9 protein-coding genes are annotated in these 13,229 nt (G+C 55.9%); 8 read left to right on the forward strand and 1 reads right to left on the reverse strand.

Annotation, left to right across the window (positions count from 1 at the left end; all coding sequences use genetic code 11):
• Nucleotides 1-6 precede the first annotated feature (6 nt).
• Complete coding sequence (locus tag KJS42_RS13605) at nucleotides 7-375, forward strand: MmcQ/YjbR family DNA-binding protein (RefSeq protein ID WP_193416822.1); 369 nt, start codon at nucleotides 7-9, stop codon at nucleotides 373-375.
• A gap of 27 nt (nucleotides 376-402) precedes the next feature.
• Here KJS42_RS13605 and KJS42_RS13610 read toward each other — a convergent pair whose 3' ends face one another.
• Nucleotides 403-1,359: an AraC family transcriptional regulator gene (locus KJS42_RS13610; RefSeq protein WP_213623159.1), complete on the reverse strand. Its 957-nt coding sequence runs from the start codon at nucleotides 1,357-1,359 to the stop codon at nucleotides 403-405.
• A gap of 120 nt (nucleotides 1,360-1,479) precedes the next feature.
• Here KJS42_RS13610 and KJS42_RS13615 point away from each other — a divergent pair, with 120 nt between their 5' ends.
• The 7 genes from KJS42_RS13615 to KJS42_RS13645 all read left to right on the forward strand — a co-directional run bounded on the left by KJS42_RS13615 (nucleotide 1,480) and on the right by KJS42_RS13645 (nucleotide 13,208).
• Nucleotides 1,480-4,839 (forward strand): DUF5107 domain-containing protein, encoded by a 3,360-nt coding sequence (locus KJS42_RS13615; RefSeq protein WP_213623160.1) that lies wholly within the window; start codon nucleotides 1,480-1,482, stop codon nucleotides 4,837-4,839.
• A 720-nt stretch (nucleotides 4,840-5,559) separates the two neighbouring features.
• Entirely contained in the window at nucleotides 5,560-6,504 is a 945-nt protein-coding gene (locus KJS42_RS13620; RefSeq protein WP_213623161.1) for an aldose epimerase family protein, read from the forward strand.
• 41 nt (nucleotides 6,505-6,545) lie between these two features.
• Nucleotides 6,546-8,336 (forward strand): sensor histidine kinase, encoded by a 1,791-nt coding sequence (locus KJS42_RS13625; RefSeq protein WP_213623162.1) that lies wholly within the window; start codon nucleotides 6,546-6,548, stop codon nucleotides 8,334-8,336.
• Nucleotides 8,329-9,960 carry a response regulator gene (locus tag KJS42_RS23290; protein ID WP_213623163.1) on the forward strand — a complete coding sequence of 544 codons (1,632 nt, stop codon included), beginning with the start codon at nucleotides 8,329-8,331 and terminating at the stop codon, nucleotides 9,958-9,960. The genes KJS42_RS13625 and KJS42_RS23290 overlap by 8 nt, the downstream gene beginning before the upstream one ends.
• A 150-nt stretch (nucleotides 9,961-10,110) precedes the next feature.
• Nucleotides 10,111-11,445, forward strand: coding sequence for an ABC transporter substrate-binding protein (locus tag KJS42_RS13635; protein WP_213623164.1), 1,335 nt, complete (start codon nucleotides 10,111-10,113; stop codon nucleotides 11,443-11,445).
• Between the two features lie 66 nt (nucleotides 11,446-11,511).
• Nucleotides 11,512-12,390 (forward strand): carbohydrate ABC transporter permease, encoded by an 879-nt coding sequence (locus KJS42_RS13640; RefSeq protein WP_155606814.1) that lies wholly within the window; start codon nucleotides 11,512-11,514, stop codon nucleotides 12,388-12,390.
• On the forward strand, nucleotides 12,390-13,208 hold the full coding sequence (locus KJS42_RS13645; protein WP_244868474.1) for a carbohydrate ABC transporter permease: 819 nt from the start codon (nucleotides 12,390-12,392) through the stop codon (nucleotides 13,206-13,208). Before KJS42_RS13640 ends, KJS42_RS13645 begins: the two co-directional genes overlap by 1 nt.
• Nucleotides 13,209-13,229 lie beyond the last annotated feature (21 nt).

Below are 13,229 nucleotides of genomic sequence, written 5' to 3' on the forward strand. Positions count from 1 at the left end.
AGATCGGTGTATAAGAAGTTGGTTAATTATTGCTTGTCCAAAAAAGGGGCCGTCCAGGAGTATCCCTTTGGTCCGGAGACTTTGGTGATGAAGGTCGGCGGGAAAATGTTCGCTTTACTGCCCGTCACGTCCGATGATGGGGCGGCGAGCATCTCCTTGAAATGCGATCCCGTTATCGCCGCCAATCTGCGGGAGCAGCACGCGAGTGTCAAACCCGGCTACCATCTGAACAAAAAGCACTGGAATACGGTCACAGTGGACGGCAGCTTGCCGTTGGACGATGTGCGAGCGATGATCGATCATTCTTACGATCTGGTGCTCGGCGGTTTGACGAAAGCGGCCCGCGAAGCCGTCTTGATGCGCATCAGCGGATGACATTCAGCGGAGCTTGCCTTGCCGGGTTTATCCTTTTGGAATGCTTCGGTATTCGGTTGGAGAGTACCCCATAATTTTCTTGAATAGTCGCGAAAAATAATACGGGTCGGACATGCCGACCGCACCGGCGATCTCCTTGACGCTCAAGCCGGTGAGGTCGAGTAATTGTCCGGCCCGCTGCATTTTGAGCCGCAAAAAATACTCGATCGGCGGGAGGCCCGCCTCCCGGTTAAACAAATAAACGAGATGCTGCTTTGACAGACCGACCTGTTTCGCCAGCTCGGGGAGGGTGACGCTCTCCGCAAGCCGTTCAGTCATGTAGCGGACGGCCTCGTCGAAATAACGCTCGCGTTTGCGGTCCTGCGCCGAACGTTCGGCGCTGAGCCCGATGCTGCTGAGCAGATGGCGCATCGTCTGCGCGACGTGGATCTGCACGGGCAGGGAGTAATGCTTGTCGTGAAGCAGGCGGTAACACTGCTCCGATTGCTCCAGTAACTGAGCATGAACGCTGAGTGGCAGCCGGACGGGTCCGTCCTGATCCAATCCGTAGGTGCGAATCAACGCAGCGGTATCCTCGCCCTGCAGATGAAACCAGTATATGCTCCAGGGCTTGTCGGTCGAGGCCCCGTATCGATGCGGCGCACCGGCCGGGATGACGGCCAGCTGTCGCTCTGTCAGCTTGTAGCTCCGTTCGGTTAGGTTCGACGTCCTCGTTGTCCCCACCGCATCGCCGGGTTCGTCGCCGCCGGATTCCCCCTTCCATTCCACCCATCCTTCGCCTTCCACGCAATAGATGAAAATATGAGCGTCTGCCCCATCCGGCCGTTCCCGAAAGTGGTGCTGCGCGTGCGGAAAAAAACCGATATCGCTGACGAACAGCGGGCGGGTCAGCGCGGAAATCATCAATTCTTTCAGCATATAGTCCGGTTGAACGAACAGCTTTTGGGATTCGAACCCGTCAGGTTTACGGATGTTCTTCTCCATACGGAACACCTCCAATAAGAATATAATCCATCATCTCCCGTATTTCGTCAATTGGAATTCCTCTGTGCTCGCGGTACATTGGGGTTACAAACGTTATAACAACGATGGGGAGGATTGGATATGAACATTCAACAGCGGGAGGCTTCCAAACGGGCCGCGGTACGAGTCTGGGAAGAGGATAAGCTCATTCCTACGTACGGGGTGGGGGAGCCGGACAAAAACCCGATGTTTTTGGAAAAACGCGTTTATCAAGGCAGTTCCGGACGGGTCTACCCGCATCCGGTCATCGATAAGATTCACGACGAGAAGCAAGAGGTCAGCTATCGGTTGGCGATTCTCGAGAACGAATATGTTCGTATCGAGATCATGCCGGAGCTGGGCGGGCGGATTTACCGTGCGCTCGACAAAACAAACAACTACGATTTCGTCTACTACAACCGTGTCATCAAACCGGCGCTGGTTGGCCTGGCTGGGCCATGGATTTCCGGGGGGATTGAATTCAACTGGCCGCAGCATCACCGGCCGAACACCTATGGTCCGGTCGAATACCGGCTGGAGCAAGGCGAGGATGGCAGCGCCACCGTTTGGGTGAGCGAAATCGACCGGATGTACGGCACCAAAGTGACCGCCGGATTTACGCTGTATCCCGGTAAGGCTTACCTAGAGATCTCCGCGCAGCTTTACAACCGGACGCCGGAGCCGCAGACCTTCCTGTGGTGGGCTAACCCAGCCGTGGCGGTCAATGACCATACGCAGTCCGTGTTTCCGCCGGACGTTACCGCCGTATTCGACCACGGCAAACGCGATGTCTCGCGTTTTCCAATCGCCACTGGCACCTATTACAAGATGGATTACTCGGAGGGTGTAGATATTTCCCGCTACAAAAATATCCCGGTGCCTACGTCCTACATGGCTTACAAGTCCGACTACAACTTCGTGGGCGGATACGACCATGGGGTGCAGGCCGGCCTGCTGCATGTCGCGAATCACCATATCTCCCCGGGGAAGAAGCAATGGACTTGGGGGAACGGCGAATTCGGCCAGGCTTGGGACCGCAACCTGACGGACGAGGACGGTCCTTACATTGAGTTGATGACCGGGGTGTACACCGATAATCAGCCGGATTTCACCTGGTTGCAGCCGTATGAGGAGAAGACGTTTAAACAGTATTTCATGCCCTACAAAGACATTGGCGTCGTGAAAAATGCTTCCATCGAAGCGGCCGTCAACCTCGAGGTCGACGAGACGGCGCGGACGGCAACGGTGTTGGCTTATGCGACCTCCGATTATGAAGGGGCGATCGTGGAGTTGAAGGGCTCACGCCGGATCTATGTATCCGACACGGTGCGTCTGTCGCCGGCCGCTACCTACAAATCGGTTGTTACGTTGGACGAAGGCGACCAACCGCATGACCTGATCGTGACCGTGCGTAACGGCGAAGGACGGCTGCTGATTTCGTACCGTCCGGCCAAGCCGTCGATCGAGCAGGTACCGGAAGCCGCCAAACCTTTGCCGAAACCGCAGGAGCTGAAGACAAACGAGCAGTTGTATTTGGCCGGCCTTCACCTGGAGCAATACCGTCATGCGACGTTCGAGCCGGAAGCGTACTATCTGGAAGGCTTGAAGCGGGATGCGGGAGACATCCGCATCAATGTCGCTTACGGCACGTTGTTGCTGCGCCGGGGCCGGTTTACCGAAGCGGAAGCCCATTTCCGTTCAGCGGTGAAGTCGCTCACCTGGCGTAACCCGAACCCGTACGACAGCGAAGCGCTGTACCAGCTTGGGCTGGCGCTGCAATTCCAAGGGCGGGACGAAGAGGCGTTTGCCGCCTTCTACAAATCCGTCTGGTCCGCCGCCTGGCAGGACAGCGGCTACTTCTCGCTGGCCGCGATCGCCTGCGGCCGCGGCAGCTATGCGGAGGCGCTCGAGCTGGCTGAGCGCTCGCTCATCCGGAACAGCCGCAACTATAAGGCGCGGCTGTTGAAGGCGGCGCTGCTGCGGAAGCTCGGGCGGACGGCGGAAGCGCTCGGCTACTCGGCCGAGACGCTGGCGCTCGACCCGGCCGACTTCGGCGCCGCCAACGAGCGCTGGGCCGCGCTGCTAGCCTCGGGCGACGCTGTCGCCGCGAACGCGGCCTTGGCTGAGCTCCGGCGGTTCATGCGCGATGACGCGCATAACGCCCTGCAGCTGGCCGCGGACTACCTCGGCTTCGGCTTGTATGATGAAGCCGTGCAGGTGATGCAGCGGATTGCGCCGGACGCGGCCACGCCGGCTTACCCGATGCTGCACTACACCTTGGCCTATGCCCATGAACGGGCTGGCCGCGGCGAATTGGCCGCGTTGCATCGGCAGGCAGGCGCCGCCGCCCCGGCGGATTACTGCTTCCCGAACAGCCTGACGGATCTGCTCGTGCTGCAAAGCGCCATCGTTGCCGATCCGAGCGATGCCAAAGCGCATTACTATCTCGGCAACTGGATGTACGACAAGAAACGCCCGGATGACGCGATTGCCCACTGGGAGGCGTCCCGTAAGGAGGACGCCGGGTTCCCGACCGTGCACCGCAATTTAGCGCTGGCATATTTCAACAAGCGCAATGATGCGGAGGCCGCGCGGGAGGCGCTGGAGATGGCGTTCGCCTTGAACGCGGACGATGCCCGTGTGTTTTACGAGCTGGATCAGCTCTACAAGAAGCTGGGCCGTCCGGCGGCGGAACGACTTGCGACGTTGGAGCGGCATCCGGCGCTGGTGGGCAAACGCGACGATTTGTACGTAGAGTACGTCACGCTGTTAAATACGTTGATGCGTCATGAGGACGCCCTGCGGGCGCTGGAATCCCACAAGTTCCATCCTTGGGAGGGCGGAGAAGGCAAAGTGACCGGGCAATATCGGTTAGCCCTTGTCGAGCTCGGCAAACAAGCGTTGGAGGCCGGAAACGGGGTGCTGGCGATTGAGCGGCTGGAGCGAGCGCTCGTTTATCCGGAGAATTTTGGGGAAGGCAAACTCGCCGGGGCACAGGAGAACGACATCCTGTATTACTTGGGCTGCGCTTATGAAGTATTGGGCCGGCTAGAACAGGCAACGGCGTATTGGCAGGCCGCCTCGCAAGGACTGGAAGAACCGTCCGGCGCGATGTACTATAACGATCAGCCGCCGGAGATGATTTTCTATCAAGGGCTGGCCTGGTGGAAGCTGGGCGTGGAAAAGGAAGCCAAACGGCGGTTCAACAAACTGATCGACTACGCCGAGACCCATCTGTTCGACGAGGTGGAATTTGATTACTTCGCGGTTTCGTTGCCGGACTTCCTCGTGTTCGAGGACGATTTGAACAAACGTAACGTCATCCATTGCCGCTTCATGCTGGGACTAGGCTTGCTGGGCCTCGGCCGGACCGAAGAGGCCGCCGTCCGGTTCGACGAAGTGCTGGCCCTGGAGCCTAGCCACCCAGGTGCATTGATCCACAAGCGGATGTGCCGCCGGTAACCCCGGCGGGCTGGCCGCTGGGCGAACGAAGCAATGAACAGCGAGCACAAAACGAAGAAACCTTGAATCAATGAGCCATAAACCCAGCGTGTGGGGTGGAGCTGGCGCTAGTGTGAGTGTGAGTGTGAGTGTGAGTGCGGGTGCGGGTGCGGATGCGGATGCGGATGCGTAGACGTGTGCATAAATGCGCAAGTACCAGAGCGTGGATGGGAAGAGCGGATGGAAGCGTCGATGAAGCGTGGATGGAAGTGTCGATGGAAGCGTGGATGGAAGCGTGGAGGACGTGCGCTAACGCTTGCCACAATTCTTATTTGGCTTAAAATGACGCATATTATTTTTTAACGCTGATCAGCGTGCTTATGGGGGCGATTGAGCCCCCTTTTCACTATAAAATGAGCAAATAAGGTGTCTGGTAAGCGTTAAATCCAGCATCGCCCTTTTTTTGCTCAAATAGCGTCGGTCACAAGCGTTAGAAGATCCAGATCCCGCGACATAGAGGAAAACCTGCGGGAAGTGGGCACAAAGAACAAGGAACAAGGAGCTTGGCACAAGCCACATGGCATAAATCCACAAGTCACAAGCCACAAGCCACATGGCACATGACATAAAGCCACCGGCCACATGGCATAAATCCACAAGCCACAAGCCATAAAGACAAATCACAGGCGACGATTCAACAACGTACCACCTTAGCGATCCGGTTGGAGGAGGAGTAGGCGAATGATACAATGGCGAAAGACCCAGGTGGAACGCTGGGACGCCTGGACAGGGGAAACCAACCTCATAGCGGTGACTGTGGTTCCGGAGCTGGGCGGCAAGGCCGTTTCGCTCCGGAATCGCAAGACCGGGCGCGAGTGGCTCTGGCACAGCGGCAAACTGCTGGGGAACCGTGGTTATGGCACGTCCTTCGGTGATGGCGATGAAAGCGGCTGGGACGAAATGTTCCCGGCCATTAACGCCGGCGTTTACCCGAACGAGCCCTGGCAAGGGCGGCCGATTCCCGATCACGGGGAGGTCTGGTCCCGGCCCTGGGAACACCGCGTCACAGATTCGGAGGCGTTGAGCTGCCGTATCAACGGCGAACAATTTCCATACGTCCTAGAGAAGACGTACACCTTTCCTGCCGAGGGCACGCTGCGCATCGATTACGCCGTAACGAACCGCTCGGAGTCGCCGTTCTCTTTCCTATGGGCGGCCCATCCGTTGCTGCAGGTACGAGAGGGCATGAAGCTCCACGTCCCGGCCGAATTGACGGAGATCGAGGTCTCCTATTCCGCGGGAGAACGGTTGGGCACCTTCGGCGACAAACATGCTTGGCCGCTGGCTCACGGCGCGGCCGGAGAGCCGATCGACCTGCGCACAGTGGAGCCCAATGCCGGCCGATTCGCGGAGAAATATTATTTCTCCGGCCGGCTCAGCGCCGGCTTTGCCGGGATCAGCGATCCCGCGACCGGCGAGGCGCTGACGTTCCGCTTCCCGGCGGACCGTGTGCCGTACTTGGCCGTTTGGGCCAACTACGGCGGTTTTGGCGGCAACTACCAGCTCGCCCTGGAGCCGGCCACGGGCCGCATGGATGAACTCGCCCATGCCGTGCGCCAAGGCGAAGCCGCCACCGTTCCGGCTCGCGGCGTGTATCGCTGGCATCTGGACGTAAACATGCTATAAACTTTTGAAACTTACCATCTATGACCCCAGGGGGAACCGATATGATCAAACGTCTATTCATGAACCAAAGCATCCGCGCCAAAATCGTCTGGAGCACCGTATTGATCTCGCTGGTCCCCTTGTTGGTTCTGTCTTACCTCTTTTACCAAAACAGTACCCGTTCCTTGGAGCAGGCGATGGTGCGCAGCTCGGACCAGAACGCCGAATATTTGTCCGATTATCTGGACGAGTATTTTCGCAGCTTCTCCACATCCGCCCTTCAGGTTTACGGCTTTAAGCGGGTCATCGACCTGATGGAGTACGGCACCAATTACAACGACGCCGATATCATCGACGTCAGGGAATCGCTGGCCAGCTATTACCGTCTGGCGGTGAGCAACAACGCGGACATCATCAAAATCATGGTCTACGGGAGCGATCATACGCTGCGGGACAGCTGGACCCGTGCCGATAGCTACAACGCCATCGCGCTGGATCGGAGGATGCCGCATTACGGCGATGTCGCCGAGCTGCCGTTTCAACATTCCCTTATGTTTACGTATCAGGATCCCGCGATCAAGCAGGATCTTTTTGTCTATGCATTGCCGATTTACGATCCGTTTTACCGCAAGAAGTTCGGGACCTTATTGTTTTACGTCCTTGGCAAAGACTTCACGAAAAAAGTAGAGACCTATAACCGGGCGCCTAATGTGATTGTGCTGCAAAACGGTCATGGGGAAACCTTCTACCGGACGAACGACAATTACAAAACAGAGATCAAGCCTTACCGGCTTCCTGACGAATTGAACGACAGCAACGAGCATACGCTGCAATTTACGGAGGGCCAGAAGCTCTTGGTCAGCAGCTCGCCATTGGATCACGCCAATATCGGTCTGAATATCGTTTATCCCAGCACGGAACTCGCCCATAACCGGCAAATGACGCTGAGGATTACCCTCGGAGCGTTAGTCCTGGTTATGCTGGTGATTGCGGCGTTCTCCCTGCTGGCCCAGCAGTTCATCACGAGGCCGATCCAATATCTCGGAAAAGCGATGAAAGCCGTTCGTAAAGGCAACTTTGACGTGACCCTGCCGACGAACCGTTGGCAGGATGACCTGTCCGAACTCACCGGAAGCTTCAACTTCATGACCCGGACGATCCAGGAGCTGATTGAAAAAGAATACAAAATGCAGCTGCGCAACAAGGAAGCGCAGTTTATGGCCCTGCAGATGCAAATCAATCCGCATTTTCTATACAATACGCTGCAGACGATCGGCGGCAAAGCGGTGCTGGCTGGCGATTACGAAATCCATGAGATGTGCCGGGCCTTAGGCGATATGTTCCGCTACAGCTTTTACGAGGGGAACATGGAATCGACGATCGGGGCCGAGCTGGCGCACCTGAACAACTATTTGTATATCCAACAGTTCCGATTCGAGGAATCACTTACAACCCGATTCGATGTGCAATCGGAGTTGATGGATGCCCGGATCATCCGTTTCGTGCTTCAGCCGATCCTGGAAAATATCATGGTGCACGCTTTGGGCAAAACGAGACGGAGCGTAGTACGGATTGAGGTGTTTGCGTTGCGGGAGGACGACCATATCCGGATGTCGATTTCTGATGACGGACCCGGTATGGAACCGGACAAGCTAGAGGCTCTTCGGGCGGCTTTGGCTCATCCTGCTTCCAAGGTGTTCTCGGGAGTATCTATCGGCCTTCGCAATGTTCACGAACGGATCCGGCTGTTTTATGGGACGCCTTATGGGCTTGAGATCGACAGCCGACCGGGGCAGGGGACGACGGTAAGTCTGACGATTCCTTACAGACAAGGGGAGACTGAGGATGTATAAAGTCATGGTCGTGGATGACGAGACGCTAGGACGCAAATCGATTCGAAAAATGATCAGCGAGCTATTGCTGGACGTCGAAGTGATCGCTGAAGCCCAGAACGGCGAAGAAGCGCTGGAACTGATCGAAATCGGCAAACCGCATATCGTGGTCACGGATATGAACATGCCGGTCATGGACGGACAACGCTTTTTGGAGGCGTTGCATGAACGATATGGCGATATTCGGGTCATCGTCATCAGCGGGTATTCGCAATTCGAGTATTTGAAGGCGGCGATCCGCTATCAGGCGTGCGAGTATTTGCTTAAGCCGGTGTCTGTCCCGGAGCTGCGCGAATCCATGGTTCAGGCGATGGAGGCGATCCGTCGCTACATGAGCTTGCAGCAGCAACAGAGGGAAACGCGGGAAATGCGCCGGATGAAGCGAGGGGCTTTCCTGCAAAATGTAACGGCACAGCGGATCGCCAATCGGGCAGATATCATGCAGCAAGCAAGGGAAATGCAAATGGACGCGAGTGAGTCCTACCGTCTCGTCGTGATTCGTTTCCGCCGCTTTTCCGAGGTGGCTCGTACCGGTTTTCACGGGAATGCCGAATTGTTAATGTTCAGTATCGATAATATCTTGCGTGAAATCCTTGGTGACGAGCGGATGCCTACTTTCATCTCGGACGACGGCATGGGTTGTTGCCTGATCGTCTCGGAAGACTCTCCCGAAGGTGAAGCCTTTGCAACGGCCGAAGAGGGAGGCACCCCCGGGTACAAATGGCTGGAAGCCCTTCACAAAGCCGTTCAGCGTACGCTGAAGCTTGAGGTGCTGGCCGGTGTTAGCGGTGTGTGCGAAGGGTACGCGGAACTCCCCGAGGCGTATCGCGCCGCTGAACGTACCCTTCTTCATGAATGTCTGCATGGGTCGGGATTGACGGTGTCGCTGGCGAATCCATCGGAGCAACCGCGGAACACGGCGGCTTTGACTTCGTTTGATGCCTTGGCGATCCGTCAGGCATTTGCCTCCGGCTCCGCTACGGACTTCCGTAGACTGTTGGAGGATTACCGAACGCGAACCAACCGTTCCGTCGACATTACGATCGGACAGGTCCAGCGGGAGCTCATGATCATCCGGGAGGCGGCGGAGTCAGAAATGAAAGGCATCGCCGCGGCGCATCCTGCGCTGTACGAAACCGCCGCCGTCGCAGGGGTCACCGAACCCGGTGAGCTTCGCCGATTGCTCGCCGAATGGGCGGATGCCGCCGAGGAATACGGGGCGGGTCGGCGTGAAACGGATTCGGCGCAATTGATCGGACAACTCGTCGACTATCTGGATGCCCATTATTTCGAAGACGTTAGCTTGATTGATGCGGCTACCCGATTTCATTTGGATCCCAGTTACCTTAGCAAGCTGTTCAAGTCCGTCACTTCTGAGAACTTCATCGAATACGTGACGCGCAAACGGATCGAGAAGGCGTGTGAGCTGCTTCGTTCCTCCGAACGGAAGATCAGCGATATCTCCGAATTGGTGGGGTACGAAAACCAGCGTTATTTCAGTCAGGTGTTCAAAAAAAATACCGGGCAAACCCCCTCCGAATACCGCAATGCCCATGCGGACCAAACCGGAAACACAAAAAATTGAACATCGGACGCACAATTTATTTTATTCCGGCCGGGGCGGCGGACCGATACGATAAAGACAGGACGAAGGCGCGCCGAGCTAGGCAAAAAATGGCTCGATGCGAAGGCCGTTCGTACCGACTTTAACGACCTAGACGAGGGGGAAGCTCAATTGAAGAAGTGGATGTCTATCAGCCTCTGCATCCTGATGTTAAGCGTTTTGCTAGCCGCTTGCGGCGGCGGGAACAATTCGGCATCGCCGACCACGGATAACGGCGGCGGAAATACGAATACCGCCCAAGGTTCCGACAACAAGGCCGATTCCGGTGAGCCGGTGACCATCAAATTCATGCATTTCAAAAGCGATTTCACCGATCAGATCAACCAAATCGTGGAGCAGTTCGAAAGCCAAAATCCGAACATCAAGGTCGAAGTGCAACCGGTGAAATACGACGATTACTATACCCTGCTGAAGACGAAGCTGGCAGGCGGGGACATCATCGACGTGTTCACCCTGAACGCCGGCTTCAACACCCAGTTGTTTGCCGATGGCGGTTACCTGATGGACTTGACCGGCCAACCGTTCCTAAGCAACTTCGACGAGAATGTGGTGAAAGGCCAAGCAACCGACGGGAAAAATTACGTCATGCCGCTGAACGCCAACCCGATCGCCGTGTTCTACAACAAGAAAATTTTCCGCGACTTGGGCCTTGAGGTACCCAAAACCTGGGACGCAATGATCGCCGCCGCGGAGAAAATCAAAGCCGCCGGCAAAACGCCGTTCGCCTTGGGGTGGAAGGATGCCTGGACGCTGACCATGTGGGATACCCGCGATATGCCAAGCAATTCGGCGTTGATCGGCCAACCGGACTTCTTCGAGAAGATCGAAACCGGCGAAGCAAAATTCGCCGATAATCCGGCCGTAAAAACGACGATGGAACACGCGCTCAAGCTGTATGAGCTGGGTAACAAGGATCAGCTTGGCGTGGATTACAACGGAGCTGTCGATCTTTTCGCCAAAGGGGATGTCGGCATGATGTACATGGGCACTTGGCCGTTGCCGGACATCGAGAAGAAGAATCCGGAGCTTTACAACAATGACCTTGGCTACTTCCCGTACCCGTTCAGCAATGACGAGAATGCCAACAAGCTCGATTTCAATGCGGACGCTTCGCTGGCGATCGGCAGCAAGACGAAACATAAGGAAGCCGCTTTAAAATTCCTGGAGTTCATGAGCAGCAAGGAAGGCGGGGACGCCTGGGTCGAGAACATCAAATCGCTTAGCTACGTGAAGGGTACCTCGACGGATATCGCTCCGGCGCTCAAAGACCTGCAACCGTACTTCGATAACGCGCAAACTTACGACTCTCAGCTCTATCTGGCTAAAACGACAATCGATTGGCGCTCTCAGTTCGACCAAAACCTGCAAAGACTGTTCTTTAATAAAACGACCGTGGATCAAATCCTGGCCGATATGGACGACTGGGTGAGCAAAAATCACAAATAGAGCGAACTAGACGGAAGGCATGGGCAGGGGCCTGTGCCTTTCGCCGGTTTAGGAGAGGGTGAACCGATGGAAACTTTAAAACGCACGGCGAAAAATGAAATGTGGTACGTCTTGTTTATGCTACCGGGGATGGCTCTGTTCGTGCTGGCGGTCGTGATTCCGCTGGTGATGGGAGCCCGGTATTCGTTCACGAATTGGGACGGGGTTTCCGATTCTTTTGCTTCCGTAGGCTTCGATAATTACGTGCAGGCTTTTGGGGATCCGAGCTTTTGGGACGCCCTGTGGAACACGTTTAAATATGCCATTATTCTAACCATTCTGGTTAACGTGCTATCTCTGCTGCTGGCTTTGGTGTTGGACGCTTTCTTGCCTTTGCGCAACCTGTTTCGGACGGTCTTTTTCCTGCCGAGCGTCATCTCGATCGTGCTGGCGGGGTTCGTTTGGAGCTATAACTATAGCACGGGAATTCCGAACTTGCTGAGCCATCTCGGTCTCGAGGTATCCAGTCCGCTCGGCAATCCCGATTACGCGCTGTTCGGCTTAATCCTGATCGCTTTATGGCAAGGGGTCGGGTCGCCGATGATTATTTACATCGCCGGCCTGCAAGGCATTCCGGGCGAGTTGTTCGAAAGCGCCCGCATCGACGGGGCGGGAACTTGGAAGACGTTCCGGCACATCACGTTGCCGTTGCTTGCCCCTTCCGTTACGATCAACCTACTGCTCGTGCTCACCGGCTCGCTGAAGGTGTTCGATCTCGTTTACGTCACGACGAACGGCGGTCCCGGCTTTGCGACCGAGGTCATGTCCACCTATATCTACCGGACTTCGTTCGCCTCGTTTAAGGGAGGATACGGGATGGCGCTGTCCATGCTGTTCTTCCTCATTCTCGTCCTCGTGACGGTCGTTCAGATGTCCATTTCCAGAAGACGGGAGGTTGAGCTTTAATGAAAGCGAACAAAGCCATCACCTTCATCCTGTTTCTGTCACTGGCGGTCTTATTTCTCTTTCCGCTGTATGTAGCTCTGCTGATGTCGCTAAAAACAGCGAAACAAACGTTCGATAACTTCTACGCGCTGCCGTCCAGCCTTAACTTCGCCAACTACGTCCATGCCTGGGAGACTTCGAAATTCCCGCTGGCGATCATGAACAGCTTGATCGTCACGGTGGTCTCCGTCGTGCTGATCGTGCTGGTATCCGCTTTGGCTGGCTACTCCATTGCGAGAAGAAACAAGCCCTTTTACAACCTTATGTTCATGGTGTTTCTATCCGGCATGATGATTCCGTTTCAAGTCACCATGCTGCCGTTGTATAAACTCGGCAAAACGCTTCAGATGCTCGATACCCATTGGGGAATCATTCTGATTTACGGCGGGTTCGGCATCCAGACGGGCGTGTTGTTCTACGCCGCGTTCATCCGCCAAATCTCTCGCGAGATCGAGGAGGCAGCCAAAATTGACGGCTGCAGCACGCCGGGGATTTTTGCCCGAATCATCATCCCGTTGCTCAAACCGGTGACGGCGACAGTTGTCGTTTTGAACGCCTTATATATCTGGAATGACTTCCTGCTGCCGCTCTTGTATTTGCAGGATAACCAATATCGTACGATCCCGTTGCAGCAGTATTTCTTCTTCGGACAATACAGCAGCGACCTGAACCTGGCATTTGCTTATGCCGTCATGGGCATGATTCCGGTTATTGCGTTCTTCCTGTTGATGCAGAAGTTCATCATCAAAGGCATTGCCGCCGGAGCGGTCAAAGGCTGAGGTTAGGGAGCAAGCGGGAAG

Source organism: Paenibacillus sp. J53TS2 (genome assembly GCF_018403305.1).
GTDB lineage: Bacteria > Bacillota > Bacilli > Paenibacillales > Paenibacillaceae > Fontibacillus > Fontibacillus rhizolycopersici.